At 71.5% G+C, this 18,629-nt stretch carries 18 protein-coding genes and 2 pseudogenes; 13 read left to right on the top strand and 7 right to left on the bottom strand.

What is annotated here, in order from left to right:
* Positions 1-3 precede the first annotated feature (3 nt).
* From H9L09_RS03770 to H9L09_RS03740, 7 genes are all read left to right on the top strand, one after another.
* On the top strand, positions 4-399 hold the full coding sequence (locus H9L09_RS03770; protein ID WP_187579398.1) for a TadE/TadG family type IV pilus assembly protein: 396 nt from the start codon (positions 4-6) through the stop codon (positions 397-399).
* Positions 396-824, top strand: coding sequence for a hypothetical protein (locus H9L09_RS03765; protein WP_187579397.1), 429 nt, complete (start codon positions 396-398; stop codon positions 822-824). Before H9L09_RS03770 ends, H9L09_RS03765 begins: the two co-directional genes overlap by 4 nt.
* On the top strand, positions 821-1,294 hold the full coding sequence (locus H9L09_RS03760) for a pilus assembly protein TadG-related protein (protein ID WP_246456250.1): 474 nt from the start codon (positions 821-823) through the stop codon (positions 1,292-1,294). Before H9L09_RS03765 ends, H9L09_RS03760 begins: the two co-directional genes overlap by 4 nt.
* A gap of 274 nt (positions 1,295-1,568) precedes the next feature.
* On the top strand, positions 1,569-2,639 hold the full coding sequence (gene dctP, locus H9L09_RS03755; protein ID WP_187579396.1) for a TRAP transporter substrate-binding protein DctP: 1,071 nt from the start codon (positions 1,569-1,571) through the stop codon (positions 2,637-2,639).
* The gene (locus H9L09_RS03750; protein ID WP_187579395.1) at positions 2,636-3,286 is read left to right on the top strand and encodes a TRAP transporter small permease; all 651 of its coding nucleotides are present in this window, start codon (positions 2,636-2,638) and stop codon (positions 3,284-3,286) included. Before dctP ends, H9L09_RS03750 begins: the two co-directional genes overlap by 4 nt.
* A 1-nt stretch (position 3,287) precedes the next feature.
* Positions 3,288-4,676, top strand: a complete 1,389-nt coding sequence (locus H9L09_RS03745) for a TRAP transporter large permease (protein WP_187579394.1) — start codon at positions 3,288-3,290, stop codon at positions 4,674-4,676.
* A 25-nt stretch (positions 4,677-4,701) separates the two neighbouring features.
* Complete coding sequence (locus H9L09_RS03740) at positions 4,702-5,364, top strand: HAD family hydrolase (RefSeq protein ID WP_187579393.1); 663 nt, start codon at positions 4,702-4,704, stop codon at positions 5,362-5,364.
* Between the two features lie 11 nt (positions 5,365-5,375).
* Here the strand turns inward: H9L09_RS03740 and H9L09_RS03735 are convergent, their stop codons facing one another.
* Entirely contained in the window at positions 5,376-6,128 is a 753-nt protein-coding gene (locus H9L09_RS03735) for a sulfite exporter TauE/SafE family protein (protein WP_187579392.1), read from the bottom strand.
* A gap of 24 nt (positions 6,129-6,152) precedes the next feature.
* A complete protein-coding gene (locus H9L09_RS03730; protein WP_187579391.1) occupies positions 6,153-6,884 on the bottom strand; it encodes a FadR/GntR family transcriptional regulator in 732 nt (243 codons plus the stop codon).
* A gap of 112 nt (positions 6,885-6,996) precedes the next feature.
* Between H9L09_RS03730 and H9L09_RS03725 the strand changes: the two genes are divergently transcribed.
* Together H9L09_RS03725 and H9L09_RS03720 are read left to right on the top strand one after the other, a co-directional pair.
* Positions 6,997-8,187, top strand: a complete 1,191-nt coding sequence (locus tag H9L09_RS03725) for a CaiB/BaiF CoA transferase family protein (protein ID WP_187579390.1) — start codon at positions 6,997-6,999, stop codon at positions 8,185-8,187.
* A complete protein-coding gene (locus tag H9L09_RS03720; protein ID WP_343065191.1) occupies positions 8,184-9,677 on the top strand; it encodes a carboxyl transferase domain-containing protein in 1,494 nt (497 codons plus the stop codon). Before H9L09_RS03725 ends, H9L09_RS03720 begins: the two co-directional genes overlap by 4 nt.
* Here H9L09_RS03720 and H9L09_RS03715 read toward each other — a convergent pair.
* Positions 9,656-10,834, bottom strand: coding sequence for an MFS transporter (locus H9L09_RS03715; protein WP_187579389.1), 1,179 nt, complete (start codon positions 10,832-10,834; stop codon positions 9,656-9,658). The genes H9L09_RS03720 and H9L09_RS03715 overlap by 22 nt on opposite strands.
* 112 nt (positions 10,835-10,946) lie before the next feature.
* Here H9L09_RS03715 and H9L09_RS03710 point away from each other — a divergent pair, with 112 nt between their 5' ends.
* Together H9L09_RS03710 and H9L09_RS03705 are read left to right on the top strand one after the other, a co-directional pair.
* On the top strand, positions 10,947-11,741 hold the full coding sequence (locus H9L09_RS03710; RefSeq protein ID WP_281390820.1) for a maleate cis-trans isomerase family protein: 795 nt from the start codon (positions 10,947-10,949) through the stop codon (positions 11,739-11,741).
* Positions 11,742-11,743: 2 nt separating this feature from the next.
* Positions 11,744-12,721: a quinone oxidoreductase family protein gene (locus tag H9L09_RS03705; RefSeq protein ID WP_187580656.1), complete on the top strand. Its 978-nt coding sequence runs from the start codon at positions 11,744-11,746 to the stop codon at positions 12,719-12,721.
* Positions 12,722-12,785: 64 nt separating this feature from the next.
* Here H9L09_RS03705 and H9L09_RS03695 read toward each other — a convergent pair.
* The 3 genes and pseudogenes from H9L09_RS03695 to H9L09_RS03685 all read right to left on the bottom strand — a co-directional run bounded on the left by H9L09_RS03695 (position 12,786) and on the right by H9L09_RS03685 (position 16,846).
* Positions 12,786-15,196: pseudogene (locus tag H9L09_RS03695) on the bottom strand (sensor domain-containing protein).
* A gap of 350 nt (positions 15,197-15,546) precedes the next feature.
* Positions 15,547-15,993, bottom strand: a complete 447-nt coding sequence (locus tag H9L09_RS03690) for a hypothetical protein (RefSeq protein WP_187579387.1) — start codon at positions 15,991-15,993, stop codon at positions 15,547-15,549.
* 142 nt (positions 15,994-16,135) lie between these two features.
* A complete protein-coding gene (locus H9L09_RS03685) occupies positions 16,136-16,846 on the bottom strand; it encodes a TetR/AcrR family transcriptional regulator (protein WP_187579386.1) in 711 nt (236 codons plus the stop codon).
* Between the two features lie 135 nt (positions 16,847-16,981).
* On the opposite strand from H9L09_RS03685, the pseudogene H9L09_RS22730 reads away from it, so the two are divergent.
* Positions 16,982-17,542: pseudogene (locus tag H9L09_RS22730) on the top strand (NAD(P)H-binding protein); the annotation flags it as partial.
* A gap of 130 nt (positions 17,543-17,672) precedes the next feature.
* Complete coding sequence (locus H9L09_RS21875; RefSeq protein ID WP_246456248.1) at positions 17,673-17,963, top strand: Rossmann-fold NAD(P)-binding domain-containing protein; 291 nt, start codon at positions 17,673-17,675, stop codon at positions 17,961-17,963.
* Between the two features lie 35 nt (positions 17,964-17,998).
* Here the strand turns inward: H9L09_RS21875 and H9L09_RS03675 are convergent, their stop codons facing one another.
* Positions 17,999-18,502, bottom strand: a complete 504-nt coding sequence (locus H9L09_RS03675; RefSeq protein WP_246456247.1) for a DUF6328 family protein — start codon at positions 18,500-18,502, stop codon at positions 17,999-18,001.
* Positions 18,503-18,629 lie beyond the last annotated feature (127 nt).

Here is an 18,629-nt window from a genome sequence, read left to right as displayed (position 1 = left end):
GTCGTGCTCCGGTCGGGCCGACGCAACGAGGGCGGTGCCGCCGTCGTCGACTTCGTGCTCGTCCTGGTGGTGCTGGTGCCGCTGTTCCTCGGCGTCCTGCAGGTCGGCCTGGTGCTGCACGTGCGCAACACCCTGACCGCGGCTGCCTCGGAAGGAGCGCGGTACGCCGCCACTGCCGACCGGCCGCTGGCCGCAGGTGTTGCGCGGACCCGGGCGCAGATCGACGCCGCCCTCGCCGCCCGGTTCGCCCGCGACGTCAGCGCGCATCCGGCGACCGTGGCCGGAGCACCCGGGGTCGAGGTCCGCGTCACCGCGGTCGTGCCGCCGCTGGGGCTGTGGGGGCCCGGCGTCCGGCTGGTCGCCACCGGTCACGCGGTCGAGGAGGTGGTCGTGCCGTGAGCGGCCGCCGTGGCGAGGCCGGCAGCGCGCTGGTGGAGGTGACCTGGCTGGCGATCCTGCTGCTGGTCCCGCTCGTGTACGTCGTCGTGGGGGTGTTCGAGGTGCAGCGCGCGGCGTTCGCCTCGACGGCCGCCGCCCGGGCCGCGGGGCGGGCGTTCGTGCTCGCCGCCGATCCGGCCGAGGCGCAGCAGCGTGCCCGCGCCGCCGCGGCCGTCGCGATGTCGGACCAGGGCGTCGACGGCGGCGCGGTGGTGATCGGCTGCCGGCCGGCCTGCCTGGTCCCGGGGTCCGTGGTCGAGGTGCAGGTCAGCTACCAGGTGCCGCTGCCGTTCCTGCCCGACGCGCTCGGCCGGCAGGCGCCGAGCATCCGGGTGCATGCGGAGCACACGGTGCCCTACGGAAGCTTCCGGGAGGACCGGTCGTGACCCGCCCCCGGACCCTCCCACTCAAGGGAGCGGCGACCCCGGGGCCCGGGGACGAGACCGGCCAGACGACGGTGATGATCGTGGGCTTCTTCGTCGTGGCGCTGCTGGTGGTCGCCGTGGCGGTGGACGCCTCGGCCGCGTACCTGCGCCGGCAGGGCCTGGACAACCTGGCGGACGCGGCCGCGCTCGCCGCGGCGGACGGCATCCAGGGGCAGCAGGTCTACGAGGGCGGCCTGGGGGAGCGCGCCCGCATCGACCCGGCGCTCGCACGGGCCTACGTGGCCGACTACGTCCGCGCGACCGGGGCAGCGACGACGTACCCGGGGCTGCGCTGGCAGGTCGACGCCACCACCGAGCGGGTCGTCGTCCGGGTGGCGGCGCCGCTGGACCTGCCCCTCACAGTGCCCGGCGTCGACCGGGCAGCAACCGTGTCGGCCACCGCCGCGTCGTACGTGGTGGTGAGCGACTGACCCGGTCGCACGACGCGACCCCGGCGCGCCCCGGTCTACACCAGCCGGGTCGACAAGCTCCCGCACGTCGCGGCGATGGGCCCGCTGGTCGACGAGCTCGGCGGGCAGCCGGTCTGGTGACTTCCTCCTCTGGTACTCCTGGCGGGACGTGGACAAGTCGCACTTGACGGGCGTCTGTGCCTCCCGTCACACTCTGGTCCAGTGGATGAGCCAATCTGCCACCGTGCCAGCTTTACTCGAGCTGCCGCGCCGTCCGTTAGAGGAGATCCCGACGATGATCCGCCCCCGTTACCTGCCCGTCCTGGCCGCCGCGGTGCTGCCCCTCCTCGCCGTCACCGCCTGCGGAGGCGGCAGCGACGACTCCGCCGCGGCCTCGGGCTCCGGTGAGTGCAAGGACGTGACGCTGCGTCTGTCCCACCAGTGGCCCGAGGCATCCGGGGAGGACGGCGACTTCCGGTCGCTGGTCGCCCAGAAGTTCGCCGACGCCGTCGAGGAGAAGACCGACGGCTCGCTGAAGGTGCAGATCTACCCGAACAGCTCGCTCGCCGACTCCACCGAGCAGTACGACGTGATGCAGCAGGGTGCGATCGACATGTCGGTCTTCCCGCTCGACTACGCCTCGGGCCGCGTCCCCGAGTTCAGCATCACCCTGATGCCGGCCCTGGTGCGCAGCCACGCGCAGGCGCAGGCCTGGAAGGACGCCGAGATCGGCAAGCGGGTCGAGGAGATCATGGACGAGAACGGCTCCAAGCCGGTCGTCTGGATCTGGAACGCCGGCGCCGTCGGCGTCAAGGGCGACCCGATCGTGGCTCCCGACGACGTCCGCTCCGGCATGACGATGCGCGCCGCCGGCACGTACGTCGAGCAGATGCTCAAGGACGCGGGCGCCGGCATCACCAGCCTGCCCTCGAGCGAGATCTACACCGCGATGCAGACCGGTGTGCTCGACGCGGCGGTGACCTCCACCGGCTCGTTCGCCTCCTACAACCTCCAGGAGCAGGTCGACTCCTTCACCTCGCCGAGCCAGAACACCTTCTGGTTCATGTTCGAGCCGCTGATCATCAGCAACGAGTCCTACGACAAGCTCTGCAGCGAGCAGCAGGATGCCGTGATGGCCGTCGGCGAGGAGCTCCAGGACTTCGCCTACACCGCCTCGGAGGAGGACGACGCGCGCGTCGAGAAGGTGTTCTCGGACGCGGGTGTCGAGGTCGTGCAGATGGACGACGCCGCGTTCGGAGAGTGGGAGACCCTCGCCGAGAAGCAGTGGGACAAGTTCGCCTCGTCGGTTGACGGTGGCCAGGAGCTTCTCGACCTGGCCAAGGACGTGGACGCGTCTGCCTCATGACCACGCTCAAGTACATCCTGACGTTCAGGTGGGCGAACCTCACCTCGGAAGCGTCGGGCTACCTCAGCGGGATCGCCCTCCTGGGTGCGACGTTCGCGACCATGCACGGTGTGGCGTCCCGGTACTTCCTGGGGCACCCGACCATCTGGCAGACCGAGCTCAGCGTCTACCTGCTGCTGTTCGTCACGTTCGTCGGCGGCGCCTACGGCCTCAAGCACCACGCCCACGTGGGGGTGGACCTGATGGTCGAGGCGCTGCCGGCGCGGCCCCAGCTGCTCATGCGGGTGGTGGCGTCGGTCCTGTCACTGGTGGTGGTCCTGGTGGTCCTGTGGACCGCCACCACGATGTGGTGGGAGGCGACCGAGAGCGGCTGGACCAGCTCGACGGTCTGGGCGGCTCCGTTGTCCATCGTCTACGCCATCCTGCCGCTCGGCATGCTGCTCATCGCTTGTCAGTACATCGCCTTCGTCATCGAGGGCGTCCTGGGACTGTTGGGCAAGCTCCCCGAGGATGAGATCGCTCTCCTCAAGCAGCAGAACCCTGAGCTGAGCGCGACCGAGGTCTTCGAGGACGAACCGACCGCGCACCACGCCGAGCCCGCCCACCGGGCGGGTGTCGGACCGGACTCCAGAGAGCGGAGCATCTGACATGGACCCGCTCCTTCAAGGGGCCATCATCGCGGTGATCGCCCTCGTGTGCTTCCTGATCGGCATGCCGATCGCCTTCGCGCTGGGCCTGACCTCGATCATCTCCATCCTGCTGTTCCTCGGGCCGTCCCAGTTCGACCTGTTCGCCAAGTTCATCTTCGACGCCACCAACGACTTCGGGCTGCTCGCCATCCCGTTGTTCGTGCTGATGGGCAACCTCTTCGGCGGCTCGACGGTGAGCAAGCACCTCTTCGAGGCCGGCGAGGCCTGGCTGTCGAAGATCCGCGGCGGCCTGGCGATGAGCAGCGTGCTGGCGTCGTCCATCTTCGCGGCGCTGACCGGGTCGAGCGCCGCCACCGCGGCTGCGATCGGGCACGTCGCGGTCCCGGAGATGGAGCAGCGCGGCGTTCCGGTGCGGATCGCGACCGGGGCCGTGGCCGCCGGTGGAACGCTGGGCATCCTGATCCCGCCCAGCGTGACGCTGATCCTCTACGGCATCGCTTCCGAGGAGTCGATCGGTCAGCTGTTCGCGGCCGGCATCCTGCCCGGCATCGTGGTCACGATCCTGTTCTGCGTCTGGATCTACTTCGGCACGGCGATCGAGGAGAAGCGGCTCGCGCGCAACGCGGAGCGGGAGCGGGTCTCGGTCCTGGCGGGAGGTCCCGGCCTGGAGACAGCCCCCGGTGGCGCCGCCGGCACCGACTACCAGGCGCCCGAGTTCTCCTGGTCGGACCGGACGCGCTCGCTGGTCAAGGTGCTGCCGTTCCTGGTGCTCATCGTGGCCGTCCTCGGCGTGCTGTACGCCGGCATCGCCACTCCGAGCGAGGCGGCCGCCGTCGGCGTCGTGCTCGTGCTGCTGCTGATCGGAGTCGCCTACCGCGGGCTCGGCAGCCGCCAGTTCGTGAAGGTCCTGCTGGAGACCACCAACCAGAGCACGATGATCCTGATGATCGTGGCGTTCTCGGCGGTGATCGCGACGGTGCTGAGCTTCCTGCGGGTGCCGCAGGAGCTCGCGGGCATCGTCACCGAGCTGGACATGAACAAGTGGATCATCATGGTGATCATCAACATCGTGCTGCTGGTGATGGGCTGCTTCCTTCCGCCGGTCTCCATCATCGTGATGGTCACCCCGATCCTCTATCCCCTGATCGTCGGGCTCGGGTTCGACCCGATCTGGTTCGGCATCATCATGACGATCAACATGGAGATCGGCCTGATCACGCCGCCGGTGGGGCTCAACCTCTACGTCCTGCAAGGTGTCGTGCCGCACATCCCGTTGAAGGACATCCTGATGGGGGCGTTGCCGTACATCTTCGTGCTCAGCGCGTCGATCGTGCTGTTCTCGGTGTTCCCCTGGATCGTCACGTTCATCCCGGGTCTCTTGTACTAGCCGGTTCCGAGCAGGAGGCCCACCCGTGCCGAGCGTCATCACCTTCGACCTGTTCAGCGCCCTGACCGACTCGCGCGCCGGCGGGTCGAGGGTGTTCGGCGCGTGGGCGGCCAGCCGTTCCTGGTCGGCCACCGGCGAGCAGGTCTACGACACGTGGGACCGGCTCAACAAGGCGGCCCAGGCAGCCACCACCGCCTGGGTGCCCTACGCGGCACTCGCCGAGCAGGCACTCGATCGTGCCTACGGCGAGCTGGAGCTGGACGGCGACGTCGCAACCGACGTCGCCGTCCTGCTCGAGTCCCAGGCGGACTGGCCGCTCTGGCCCGATGTCGCGGCCGGACTGCGCCGCATCAGCGCGGGTCGGCGCGTGGGCATCCTGTCGAACGTCGACGACGCTCTCGTGGTCCGCACCCGGGCGGCCGCACTCTTCGCCCCGGAGCTCCTGCTCACCTCCGAGCGGCTCGGCGTCTACAAGCCCGACCCCAGGATCTACGAGCGCGCCCGGGACGCGTGCGGCGGCGGGCTCGTGCACGTGGCGACCTCGGCACGAGACGTGCGCGGGTCACTCGAGGCCGGTATCGACGTCGTGCGCCTGCGGCGCTCCGGCCACCGCCTCGACCCGGACGGGCCGACGCCGACGCACGAGGTGAGCGATCTCGACGAGCTCGCCGACGTTCTCGGCTGCTGAAACCTCCCAGGTCAGAGGTACGCGTCGATCCCGAGCTTGATCGCCAGGCCGATACCGGCAACGCCGATCAGGGTGCGCAGTAGGCGCGCGGAGCCGTGGCGTACGACGACCGGTCCGACGCGGCCGCCGATGAGGCTACCGACGGCGAGCGGGACCACCGCGGCCCAGACCACGTCTGCGAGCAGGGCGAACCCCACGGCGGCCACCGCGTTGGCCAGCATCAGCAGCACGTTCTTGAGGGCGTTGCTCTCCGGCAGCCCGACGTCCGAGGCGGCCACGAGCAGCGCCAGGATCATTACACCGGCGGCCGCGCCGAAGTAGCCGCCGTACACGGTGACGACGAAGACGCCGATGGTCATCCCGCGGCTGTCGCCGCCGTGGGCCAGGGTCTGCAGGAACCGCGGGCGCGGCTGCAGCAGGATCATCGCCGAGGCGAGCCCGATCAGCCACGGCACCATCAGCGCGAACGAGCCGCCCGGAGTGACCAGGAGCAGGCCGGCCCCGGTGGCGCCACCGACGGCCGCGATCGCGCCGAGCCGTCGAAGCCGGGGGCCCTGGCCGTGCAGCTCGGGCCGCGACCCCAGTGCGGAGCCGACGCCGCTGCCGAGCAGCGCGACGGTGTTCGTGACGTTGGCGCTCACCGGCGGCAGCCCCACGCTGAGCAGCGCCGGGTAGCTGAACAGCGAGGCCAGTCCGGCGATGCTGCCGGACAGGCCGGCGGCTACCCCGATGACGAACAGGAAGAGCGACTCGTCAAGCGGCACAGCGGGCGCCGGACTCTGCGGGCGTCAGGAGGTCTCACGCAGCAGCGCGACGTCGCTCACCAGGCGGATGTGCTCCGCCATGGCGTCGGCGGCCGCCTCCTGGTCCTGGGCGCGAATGGCCTCGGCGATCTTGCGGTGGCTGGCCAGCGACTGCTCGGGGCGCGCCGGCTGCGACAACGACTCGATCCGGGTCTCCCGGATCTTGGCGGAGATCTCCAGCATCAGGTCCGCCAGCAGTCCGGAGCGCGCCGCCGAGGTGACCGAGCCGTGGAAAAGCTCGTCGCCCTCGAGGCCGCGACCTCCGGCCGCGATGTCGCGGGCCATGACCTCCAGCGCACTGTCGATCCGTCTCAGGTCCTCGTCGGTGCGCCGGAGCGCGGCCAGGTGGGCGATCTTCACCTCGAGCGCCTCGCGGGCCTCGATGATCTCGGGGAGCCGGCGGGTGTGCGCCTGGACAGCTGACAGCACCGCCGAGTCCGGACGGGTCTCGAGCAGGATCGCGCCCTCCCCGTGCCGGACCTCGACGAGTCCCTGCACCTCGAGCACGACCAGCGCCTGACGCACCGACGCCCGGCTGACGCCGAGCCCGGAGGCGAGCTCGCGCTCGGGGGGGAGCCGGTCGCCCGCGGTCAGGTCGAGCTCGTGGATCAGCGACAGCAGACGCTCCACCAGCTGCTCGTAGAGACGCGACCGCTGCATCGGACGCAGCGCGTGCGCGCCCGAGCCGACGGACGGAGGCTTGGGCTGGTCGGCCATGAAGTTTCCTCTCTCGGCAGCGGCCAGAAGAGGCACCGGTGCTTGACAGCCAGCCTAGCGGAGGTCCAATGTTCAGGAGGCTCAGCCACTGGACCAGTAAGGACGGATTTCGATGGACCTGCTCTCGGACGTACTCGTCGTCGACCTGACACGGGCACTGGCGGGGCCGCACGCGGCCATGATGTTCGGCGATCTCGGTGCGAGGGTGATCAAGGTGGAGTCGCCCACCGGTGACGACACCCGGTTGTGGGGGCCGCCGTTCATCGGCGAGGGCGACCAGCGCGAGTCGACGTACTTCATGTCGTGCAACCGCAACAAGGAGGCGGTGACCGCCGACCTCAAGAGCGACGACGGCAAGGACTTCCTGCGCCGGCTGGTGCGCCAGGCGGACGTTCTGATGGAGAACTTCCGTCCCGGGGTGCTGGACCGGCTCGGCTTCTCGGTCGAGGAGCTGCACCGGATCAACCCGGGCCTGGTCATCCTCTCGATCACCGGGTTCGGCCACGACGGACCCGAGGGGGGCCGGGCCGGCTACGACCAGATCGCCCAGGGCGAGGCGGGACTGATGAGCCTGACCGGTGCCGGTCCGGACGAGCCGACGAAGGTGGGCGTACCGATCGGCGACCTGCTGGCGGGGATGTACGGCGCGTACGGCGTCGTCGCGGCCCTCCACGAACGGGCCCGGACCGGCCGCGGCCGGGTCGTGCGCACCAGCCTGCTGGCCGGCATCGTGGGCGTGCACGCCTTCCAGGGCACCCGGCACACCGTGGCCGGTGAGGTCCCGACCGCCATCGGCAACCACCACGCGTCCATCGCGCCCTACGGACTGTTCCGCACCGCCGACGCCGCCGTCCAGATCGCCGTCGGGAGCGAGGCGCTGTGGAGCCGGTTCGCGCCGGTCGTCGGGATCGACGTGGCCGATCCTCGGTTCGCCACCAACGAGCTGCGGGTGGCGCACCGGCCCGAGCTGATCGGCGAGATCGAGGGCGCCTTCGCAGCAGCCGGGGCAGAGGCGTGGCTGGAGCAGCTCAACGAGGCCGGGGTGCCCGCCGGCAAGGTCCGTACGCTCGACGACGTCTACAGCTGGGAGCAGACCCTGTCCCAGGGGCTGCTCATCGAGGTGGATCACCCGACCGCCGGCCCGATCCAGCTACCCGGACCGCCCCTGCGCTTCGACGACAACGCCTTCGCGGGCGCTCGCAAGAGCCATCTGGCGCCGCCGCTTCTGGGTCAGCACGACGCGAGCGTGCGGGCCTGGCTGGACGAGGTCGACGCCGACGCCGAGCAAGGCGGGCTGTCGTGAGCCGCGGCCCCGACGCCCAGACCCTGGTGGGCATGGTTCTCGACGAGGGCTCGTTCTGCTCCTGGGACAAGCCACCGGTCCGCCACCCCCAGACCGAGGCGTACGCCGCCGAGCTGGCCTCCGCGCGCGAGCGCACCGGGCTCGACGAGGCGGTGATGACCGGCGAGGGAACGATCCAGGGACGCCGGGTGGCCGTGATGGCCTGTGAGTTCTCCTTCCTCGCCGGTTCGATCGGCGTGGCCGCGGCCGAACGGCTCGTCCTCGCGGTCGAGCGCGCCACCGCGGAAGGGCTGCCGCTGCTCGCCGCCCCGGTCTCGGGTGGCACCCGCATGCAGGAAGGTGCCGTCGCCTTCATCCAGATGGTCAAGATCACCGCGGCGATCGCGCAGCACAAGGCCGCGGGTCTTCCCTACCTGGTCTACCTGCGGCACCCGACCACCGGGGGCGTCTTCGCCTCCTGGGGTTCGCTCGGACACGTGACGGTCGCCGAGCCCGGCGCACTGGTCGGCTTCCTGGGGCCGCGCGTCTACGAGGCGCTGTACCAGCGGACCTTCCCGCCGGGCGTCCAGGTGGCCGAGAACCTCTTCCAGCGCGGGCTGATCGACGCGGTCGTCCCGCCCGAGGACATCGCCGAGGTGCTGGCCCGGGCGCTGAACGTGCTGTGCGCCGACCGCACCGTGCCCGATGCGCCCCGGGAACGGAGCGAACCGGAGCCGGTGCCCGAGGTGGCGGCGTGGGACTCGATCGTGCGGTCCCGGCGGGAGGACCGGCCGGGAGTACGCCGGCTGCTGCGCTACGCGGCCAGCGACGTCGTGCCGCTCAACGGCACGGGGCAGGGCGAGCAGGACCCCGGTCTGCTCGTCGCGCTGGCGCGCTTCGGCGGTGCGCCGTGCGTGCTGCTCGGGCAGGACCGCCGCGGCCAGACCGAGGACCGCCCGATGGGACCCGGCGCGCTGCGCGAGGCCCGGCGCGGGATGCGTCTCGCCGCGGAGCTGTGCCTGCCCCTCGTCACCGTCATCGACACGCCGGGGGCCGCGCTCTCGGCGGAGGCGGAGGAGGGCGGCCTGGCCGGGGAGATCGCTCGCTGCCTGTCGGACCTGATCACGCTCGAGGCGCCGACGTTGACGTTGCTCCTCGGCCAGGGCACCGGAGGCGGTGCGCTGGCTCTGTTGCCCGGTGACCGGGTCATCGCGGCGCAGCACGGGTGGCTCTCGCCGTTGCCGCCGGAGGGAGCCAGCGCGATCGTGCACCGCGACACCGCCCACGCCCCGGAGATGGCGGCGAGCCAGGGCGTGCGCTCCAGCGACCTGCTCGCCGCCGGCATCGTCGACCGCATCGTCCCCGAGCGTCCGGACGCGGCCGATGAGCCGGAGGAGTTCTGTCGTCGGGTCGGCCACGTGCTGCGCGAGGAGCTCGCGGTGCTGCTGGGGGAGGACGGTCCCAAACGGCTTGCTGCGCGGCTCGAGCGCTACCGCCGGCTGGGGCTCTGAGAAGCGGGGTCGCGCGCCCGTTCGCTGAGCCGTCCCAGCACGACGAAGCCGGCCAGCCCGCAGACGAGGGCAGCCGTTCCGGCGGGCAGGTATCCCCACCGTTCGACGAGCAGACCTGTCACCAGCGGGCCGAGCCCGGCACCCACCACGTGGGAGGTGTAGAGGACGCCCAGCAGCCCGCCGAGCCGGTGCACCCCGAACCGGCGGGCGGCGACCCCCGGAAGCAGCGCCACGAAGCCGCCGTACCCGACACCGAACACCACGGCCTGCACCACCAGCCCGGGGTAGCCGAGCGGCCAGATCCACAGCACGAAGCTCGCGCCGATCGCGACGAAGCACGCCCGGTAGGTCCGCAGCAGGCCGAACCGCCCGGCGACCGGTCCCAGCGCGAGCCGCCCCACGACGCTGGCCGCGCCGATCACGGCGACCAGCCCGGCCGCGGCGACCGCGGGGATCGCGAGGTGCTCGGCGTAGGACGGCAGGTGGGCGAACGGGGTGAAGATCGCCACCGAGAGCAGCACCTGCGAGGCGTACAGCAACCGGTAGTCCCTCGAGCGCATCGTCCGCGCGGCGTCGCCCGCGACCGGCTCGTGCCGTGGCGGCCGCTCGACCAGCAGCGCGCAGCCGGTCAGCGCCACGGCCGACACGATCCCCAGCACGGCGTACGTCGGCCGCCAGCCGACCCGGACGATCGAGGAGGCCAGCACCGGGGCCATCACCAGCGTGCCGACGCCGATGCCCGAGACCGCGATGCCGACCGCGGTGGCACGGTTCTGGCCGAAGAGGGCGCTGACCGCGGCGGTGAGCGGGACGAAGGTGGAGGCCATGGCCGCCCCGACGAGCAGGCCGTGGCCGACGTAGAGCATCACGACGCTCTGCGCGGCGGCGGTGAGCAGCAGACCGGCGCCCATGCACGCCGCCCCCGCCCCGAGCACGGCCTTGGCGCCGAACCGGTCGGCGAGCACGCCTGCGGGGGCGCCGAGCAGGAAGAACACCATCACGGTGACCGCGAACCCGCCTGAGACCAGCCCGACGTCCGCTCCGAGCCCGGTCGCGGCCGGGACGGCCAGCACGCCGTAGCTGAAGCCGGTGCCGATGGTCACGAACATCGCGACGAAGCCGACGACCGCGGTGCGCCATCCCGAGCGGAGCTGCATGAGGTGTCGCTTTCTGGTGGACCTGTCGGGTTGATACCCGATCCGACCGAGTGGCATAGTGGCTGAACCACTGAGCGTGCGTCAACCCGCACGCCCGAGACAGGAGCCGTCCGTGACGAACCACCGCATCGGCCTGATCGTGCCGAGCTCGAACCTGACGATGGAGACCGAGCTGCCGCGGATGCTGCACGCCCGCGAGCGCGTGATTCCCGACGAGACGTTCACCTTCCACAGCAGCCGGATGCGGATGAAGCACGTGACGGCCGAGGAGCTCGTCGCGATGAACGCGCAGACCGAGCGCGCCACGATGGAGATCGCGGACGCCCGGCCCGACGTGGTCGCCTCTGCGTGCCTCGTCGCGATCATGGCGCAGGGGCCGGGCTACCACTGCAACGCCGAGGCGCAGATCACCGGCGTGCTGGACCGCGAGGGCGTGGCCGCTCCTGTCGTGTCGAGCGCCGGTGCGCTGCTGCGCGCGCTCGAGGCGCTCGGCGCGAAGCGCATCGCGATGGTCACGCCGTACATGAAGCCCCTGACGAAGCTGGTGGCCGACTACATCGAGGACGCCGGCTGCGAGGTCGTCGACACGTTGAGCCTGGAGGTGTCGGACAACCTCGCGGTGGCCCGTCTCGACCCGGCCGGACTGCGCGAGCACTGGCGGAAGGTGGACACCAGCGACGTGGACGCCCTGGTGCTCTCGGCATGCGTGCAGATGCCGTCGCTCGCCGCCATCCAGCCGGTGGAGGACGCGGCCGGCATCCCGGTGCTCTCGGCGGCGACCGCCACGGTGTTCACCGCGTTGACCGAGCTCGGCCTGAGGACGGAGGTGCCTGACGCCGGCCGGTTGCTCAGCGGCGAGGTCACCATGGAGCGGGCGCCTCGTCGCGCCGGCGAGCCGACCGCGTGAGCATGCGCGCGATCGTCGTCGACCAGGCCGGCGGGTCCGAGGTCCTCGTGCTCAAGGAGCTGCCGACCCCGGAGCCCGGACCGGGCCAGGTGCGCGTGGACGTGGACGCCTGCGGGGTGAACTTCCTCGACGTCTACGAGCGGTCGGGCAAGTATCCGATGCAGACCCCGTTCGTCGCGGGCTCCGAGGGCTGCGGTGTCGTCAGCGCCCTCGGCGACGGCGTCGACGGCGTGCGGCTCGGTGACCGGGTCGCGTGGGCGATGGTGCACGGCGGCGGGTACGCCGGCCAGGTGGTGATCCCCGCGGAGCGGACCGTTCCGGTGCCCGACGACGTCGAGTCCGAGCAGGCGGCGGCCGTGATGCTGCAGGGCATGACCGCGCACTACCTGACCGAGTCGACGTTCCCGGTCCGGGCCGGCCAGACGGCACTCGTGCAGGCGGCGGCGGGCGGCCTCGGCCTGCTGCTCACGCAGATGCTGGTCGGCAAGGGGGTCCGGGTGATCGGGACGGCGTCGACGGCCGCGAAGGCCGCCCTGGCGACCGAGGCGGGCGCCTCGGACGTGATCGACTACACCGACCGCGACGTGGCGTCGGAGGTACGACGGCTCACCGACGGCCGTGGCGTCGACGTCGTGTACGACGGGGTCGGCAGATCCACCTTCGACGGCAGCATCGACTCGCTGGCGCGCCGGGGCACCATGGTGCTCGTCGGCGCCGCCAGCGGCCCGGTCCCGCCGGTCGACCCGCAGACGCTGAACAAGAAGGGGTCGCTGTTCCTGACGCGTCCCACGCTGGCGCACCACATCGACGACCGCGACGAGCTGCTCGGGCGCGCTGCAGCGGTGCTCGGACGGGTGGCCGACGGTCGGCTCGCCGTACGGATCGGCGGCAGGTACGCGCTCGCGGAGGCGCCGCAGGCGCATGACGACCTGGTCGGCCGGCGCTCGACCGGCAAGCTGCTCATCCTGCCGGGGCGGTGATCCGCGCCGCGACCGGCGTCCCGGCGGGTGCGCCGATGGGACACCCTTCCACTGCGTCAGGCGTTCAGCGTCCGCGATCGTCGGGGGTGATGCGCTCAGCGGGCCAGGTCAGCAGGAGCGTCTCGAGCTCTGTGCGCGACACGGCGGGGCTCCACAGGTAGCCCTGGCCCCACGTGCACCCGAGCTGTCGCATGTAGTCGGCCTGGTCGTGGGTCTCGATGCCCTCTGCGACGGTGGTCAACGACAGGGCGCGGGCCAGATCGGTGATGGAACGGGCGATGGCGCATGAGTCGGGGTCGCCGGGGACGTGCTCGACGAAGGTGCGGTCGACCTTGAGGGTGGCGACCGGCAGTCGCTGGAGGTAGGCGAGGGAGCTGTAACCGGTGCCGAAGTCGTCGATGGCGACGGACACGTCGAGCACACGCAGCTGCGCCAGGACGGTGGCGGCCGCCTCGGGGTCGTTCATCAGCGTGCTTTCGGTGAGCTCGAGGCTCAGCTGGTCCAAGGGCCACCCCGTGAGCCGGCTGGCGTCACGAATCATCTGGGGGAGTTCGCTGCCCTCGACGCTCTGAGCGCTCAGGTTCACCGCCAGGGTGATGCCCGTCCCGACGCCGCGGTTCCGCAGGTGCGCCATGTCGGCACAGGCGCGTTGCAGGACGCACCGGTCGAGTCGCTCCGCCAGGCCGGTCGCATGGGCGGTGGTGATGACTTCGGGGGCGGCACGCGCCCCAGGTCGGGGTGCTGCCAGCGCAACAAGGCCTCGACCGCGACGACGCCGCCGTGGGCCAGGTCCACGATGGGCTGGTAGCCCAAGGTGAGCTGGTCGGCGTCGAGAGCTTCGCGCAGGGCGTTGGCCACCTGCAGCCTGCGGGCGGTGTCGGTGCCGTTGTCGCACGACGCGTCGTAGACGTGCACCCGCCCGCGCCCGTGCGCCTTGGCTTGGTACATGGCCGCGTCGGCGGACCTGAGAAGGGATGACGGGGACTGCGGAGGGGCCAGGGCGACACCGATGCTGGCGTCCACGTAGACGGCGGCGTCATCGATCACGATCGGTTCGAGCAACGACTTGCGCAGGTGTTCTGCGAGCGCAGCGGCGGCATCGACCCCGACTCCTTCGGCGACGATGACGAACTCGTCGGCTCCGAGGCGGGCGACGGTGTCGACCGGCCGGGACGCGACGCGCAGTCGGTGTGCGACCTCGATCAGTATCGCGTCGCCGAACTCGTGCCCGTGGACGTCGTTGATGAGCTTGAAGCCGTCGAGGTCTATGGAGAGGACCGCGACGCTCGCGTGGCCAGGCCCTTGCTCCTGCCGGGAGAGCGCCATCGAGAGCCGGTCGTTGAGCAGGGCACGGTTGGGCAGTCCGGTGAGCGTGTCGTGCAGGGAGCGGTGCTGCAGCTCGCTCTCGACGCGACGGGCGCCGGTGACATCGGAGATCATCGCCAGGGAACCGGTGGCGCCTTCCGCGTTCAGCGAGATCGGGGAGGCGGCGATCTCGAAGATCCGGGCTCCGCCGTCGGGATGGAGATAGGTGATCTCGTAGCGTTCGTGCCCTGTCTGTGCGCGGGAGGCGACGCGCTGCTGCAGCTCCGCAGCGGCTGCGCTGTCGACGAACTCAGTGAGCTTGCGGCGGTGCATCTTGGTCCGCGGGTGGCCGAAGATCGCGGCTGCCTTGCGGTTGGCGAAGAGGACCCGTGTGTCGTGATCGAGCACGAGCACGCCTTCCTGGGCGGTCTCGACGATGGTGCGGTACCGACGCTCGGAGGCTGTGAGCGCAGCGCGTGCCTCGACCTCGCTCGTCACGTCCCGGACGTTGGCGACGAGACCCTGGACGCTGGAGACGTCGAAGCAGTTGGTGAGGGTCTCCTCGATCCAGCGCCACTCGCCCCGGGAGTCGGTGACCCGGAAGGTCATGCGTTCGACCGCACCGGGGCAGGACACCACTCGACCCACGAACGCTTCCACGGCGGCCAGGTCGTCGTCATGGACGAGCGAGATCCCCTTCGAGCCCACGAGCTCGTCCGGGGTGAATCCCAGCACGTCGACCATCGAGGGTGAGACGAAGGTGATCTCGGTGTCCGGTCCGGCGATCAAGGCGACGTCGGAGGAGCGACGGCTCAATGCCAAGCTGAGAGAGTCCTGCTGAGCCAGCTGGGTCTGCAGCCGGGTCTCCTGCGCCGCTCTGCGGACTGACGCGCACGTGCCGATGAAGTCACCGGTCGCGGAATCGCGTACCGGTGACGCCGAGATCGAGACCTCGACGACTTCGCCGTCGGCACGTCGCCGTTGAGCCGAGAACGTGACCGCCCTGCCGGTTCGTCGCACCTCCTCGAGGAGCTGCTGCTGCTGTTCGACGTTCTCTTCCAGCGCCACGACGGCGACGGGGCGTCCCACCAGCTCGCTGGGATGCCAGCCCAGCACCTCCGACGTGGCCGAGCTGGCCCAGCTGACGAATCCCCGGGTGTCGAGGACCATGAGCGCATCGGGCAACGAGTCGATGGCCCCGATGAGGCCCATCGCCGCTCTCGCCCCGGTTGCGTCAACTGGTGGCGCTGCAGTCTCGGCGCCGGCCGACGGACGGACGGCCGTGCTCTCGGCACGGCTGAGTCTCTTGGTCTCGCCAGCGTCCAAGGACACCTGGACTCCCACCCGTGCGACGGCGGCCTCGCGGTCAGCCGTGACGGCGACCGTACCAAGCCGCGGCGACCTGTACGTCGAAACGGACGAAACGTCGCGACGGACGGTAGCTGTCAGACGGCGTCGGCCGGCCGCCCCCGGGCGTTCCGGAGGGCGGCCGTACCAAGCCGGGGCGACCTGCCGGCCGATCAGCCGGGCGGCGTGCCTCCGCAGCCGATGATGATGCCGACGATCTGGCCGCCGTACACGTCAGCCGCGTGGTCGATGCCGGTGCCGTTCGAGGAGAGCCCCTTGGCCTCCATGTTGGGGTTGTTCTCGGCGATCACGTGGTCCTGGCCGGTGGCCTGCTTGTCGCCGAAGACGAAGGACGAGGGGATGCCCGCGGCAGCGGCCTCGGAGAGCGTGCAGCTGACCACGGCCGGGTCGGTCTGGCCGAGGATGTTGGTGACGATGAACTCCAGGCTGACGGTCTGCCACGCCGCGGAGTGCGTCCCCGCCATGGCGTTCCCCTGGTCGGAGCGGGACGCGACGTAGCACTCGTGGGCCAGTGCGCCGGCCGAGCCGGCGACCAGCATGACGGCAGCGGTGCCGGCGACCCCGGCTGCTCGAACGGCGGTTCGGTACGACGACCTCATGGGCCGCCTCCTTCTCTTGGTGGACACGGAACGGACCTTCCGAGGCTGGTCCTGCCCGCCGCCGTCGGGCAATGACTCACCTGGGCCATCCGAGGCGGCCATGAAACTGGGGCCGCCGTCGCCGTCCTCGCCGCGGCGAGACTCAGGCGAAGCCCACGAACGCCGCGATCCGCTCCAGCTCGGCGTCGAAGAACGCGGCCGCGCCGTCCGGGCTGATGACGTTGGTCCGTTGGCCGAACACCTGGAACGAGACCGAGCCCACGAGGTAGGTCCAGGCCATCAGCCCGCGCAGCGCCGTCTCGGCGGGCACCGCGCCCTCGAAGAACTCCTGCACCGGCGCCATCGCGGCCTCGACGTCGCGGGGGAGCGCCGCGTCCGGGAGGGGTACGCCGGCGGCCGCGCAGTCGCGCAGCAGCGCGACCAGCAGCACCGGGATCCGGCTCGCGGCCCGGACGGTGTCCGGCGGCGCGGCGTACCCGGGGATCTGGGAGCCGAAGACCAGCGCCCACTCGTGCGGGTGCGCGATCGCCCAGGTTCGGGCGCCGCGTCCGATCGCCTGCCACCGGCCGCCCAGGTCCTCGCGCGGGCACGACGCCTCAGCCTGCTCCGCGGCCTCGCCGAGGGCGTCGTAGGACTCGATGATCAGCTCGGTGAGCAGGGCGTCGCGGCTCGGCACGTAGCGGTAGACCGCCGAGGAGACCATCCCGACGTCACGGGCGACCGCGCGCAGGCTCAGCCGCTCGGGACCGTCGCTGGCCAGCCGCTGCCGGCCGGCGGCGAGGATCGCCCGCTTCATCTCCTGCCGGGCCTGCACCCGGACGGCGCCGGCTGGGGTCTGCGAGGGCTCGCTCATGGGCCTCAGTAGACCACATCAGAGAGCGGCCGTCACAAACGAGAGCAGTGCTCTTGACATGAGGAGCGCCTGGCCGTCATCCTGACTTTGAGAGCACCGCTCTCGTCCGCGATCATCAGTCACAGGAGACCCGTCATGCAGAACCCCACCGCTACCCCGTCCCAGTCCCAGCTGCACGTCGTCGTCGGCGCCGGCCCGGTCGGCTCGGCCCTCGCCCGCCTGCTCGCCGATTCCGGGCACCAGGTCCGGGTGCTCAGCCGCTCCGGCCACCGACCCGCGGGGATCGACGCCGCCGACACCCGGGTGGAGGCCGTCGCCGTCGACGCCTCCGACCCCGACGCCCTCACCGCGGCAGCCGGGGGAGCCGCCGTGATCTACAACGCCGCCAACCCGCGCGACTACCACCGCTGGCAGGAGTTCTGGCCGCCCCTGGCCGCCGGCCTCCTCGCCGCCGCCGAGCGCACCGGTGCGGTGCTGGCGGTCGTCGGCAACCTCTACCCGTACGGCGTCGTGGACGGCCCGCTGCACGAGGGTCTGCCGGACGCGGCGGCGTACCCCAACGGCCGGATCCGCGCCCGGATGTGGGCCGACGCCCTCACGCTGCACCGCGCCGGCCGGATCCGCGCCGTCGAGGTCCGTGCCAGCGACTACATCGGCCGCGGTGCCCACTCCCACGTCGCCCTGATCGCGAAGGCGGTGTCCGCGGGCCGGACGGTGCGTCCGATCGGCAACGCCGAGCAGCCGCACAGCTGGACCGGCACCGAGGACCGCCCGGACCCTGATCGCTGCCGCGGCCGACCCGGAGGCGCTGGGTCGCACCTGGATCGTGCCCACCAACGCCCCGCGCAGCCAGCGGCAGGTCGCCGCCGACCTGGCCGAGGCCGCCGGCCGGCCGCTGCCCAAGGTCGCGCCGGTCGGGCGCACGCTGCTGCGGCTGCTCGGGCTGGTCGTGCCCGCGATGCGGCCGTTGCTCGACACCGGCTACCAGTTCGAGCGGCCGTTCGTGGTCGACGACAGCGCCGCCCGGCAGCGGTTCGGCATCGAGCCGACTCCGTGGCCGGTGCTGCTGGCCGAGCAGGTCGGTGAGGACAGCAGGGTCAGCGCCACCAGTGCGTAGCGCAGTGATCCCCTCGGGTCGGCGGGCCGGCGCCGTCAGTCGGCGTCGGCCCGTTTGACCAGCGGCAGCACCCACCACAGCGCCGCGAAGAACGCCAGCGCGAGGCCGCCGGCCACGACGGCGGCGGCCCGGGAGATCACCACGTCGAAGACCAGCCACACGACCCCCGCCATGGTCAGCGCGAGCACGAACAGCCCGGCGCGCGCGCACCAGTTGGCGGCGTGGACCAGCCACTCCTTCTCGCCCTGCCGGAACAGGGTGCGGTGCAGCGCCACGGGGGCGATGATGAAGCCGGTCGCGAGCACCGCGCCGCAGAGGACCGTCAGGTAGCCGTACTTCTGCTCCGCGTCGAGGTCCGGGAACCGCTGGGTGAACGGCACGGTGAGCAGGAAGCCGGTCAGGATCTGGATGCCGGTCTGGGTGACCCGCAGCTCCTGCAGCAGCTCGTTGAAGTTGCGGGCGAGGCGCTCGGTCTTGTCCTCGTCCTCGTGACCGCTGTCGTTGTCCCGGGCCGCGCTGTCCATGAGTGCTCCGCTCATCGGTCGACCGTCCCGGCCGGACGCCGCGAGTGCCGCCGCGTGTCCCATGCCTGCTCAGGCATCGATTCTCCTTCTCCCCGGGCGCAATCGCCCACTTCCGGGTGTTACCCCGCCGGAGCCCGACCGA

The sequence above is a fragment of the Nocardioides mesophilus genome (assembly GCF_014395785.1).
In the GTDB taxonomy this organism is placed as follows: domain Bacteria; phylum Actinomycetota; class Actinomycetes; order Propionibacteriales; family Nocardioidaceae; genus Nocardioides_B; species Nocardioides_B mesophilus.
This window is presented reverse-complemented; position numbering and strand designations above follow the sequence as displayed.

Excerpts from the sequence above, each read along its gene's own strand:
- dctP (WP_187579396.1), top strand. The coding sequence starts at position 1,569 with ATGATCCGCCCCCGTTACCTGCCCGTCCTGGCCGCCGCGGTGCTGCCC.
- H9L09_RS03750 (WP_187579395.1), top strand. The coding sequence starts at position 2,636 with ATGACCACGCTCAAGTACATCCTGACGTTCAGGTGGGCGAACCTCACC.
- H9L09_RS03745 (WP_187579394.1), top strand. The coding sequence starts at position 3,288 with ATGGACCCGCTCCTTCAAGGGGCCATCATCGCGGTGATCGCCCTCGTG.
- H9L09_RS03730 (WP_187579391.1), bottom strand. The coding sequence starts at position 6,884 with ATGGCCGACCAGCCCAAGCCTCCGTCCGTCGGCTCGGGCGCGCACGCG.
- H9L09_RS03725 (WP_187579390.1), top strand. The coding sequence starts at position 6,997 with ATGGACCTGCTCTCGGACGTACTCGTCGTCGACCTGACACGGGCACTG.
- H9L09_RS03715 (WP_187579389.1), bottom strand. The coding sequence starts at position 10,834 with ATGCAGCTCCGCTCGGGATGGCGCACCGCGGTCGTCGGCTTCGTCGCG.
- H9L09_RS03705 (WP_187580656.1), top strand. The coding sequence starts at position 11,744 with ATGCGCGCGATCGTCGTCGACCAGGCCGGCGGGTCCGAGGTCCTCGTG.
- H9L09_RS03690 (WP_187579387.1), bottom strand. The coding sequence starts at position 15,993 with ATGAGGTCGTCGTACCGAACCGCCGTTCGAGCAGCCGGGGTCGCCGGC.
- H9L09_RS03685 (WP_187579386.1), bottom strand. The coding sequence starts at position 16,846 with ATGAGCGAGCCCTCGCAGACCCCAGCCGGCGCCGTCCGGGTGCAGGCC.
- H9L09_RS03675 (WP_246456247.1), bottom strand. The coding sequence starts at position 18,502 with ATGAGCGGAGCACTCATGGACAGCGCGGCCCGGGACAACGACAGCGGT.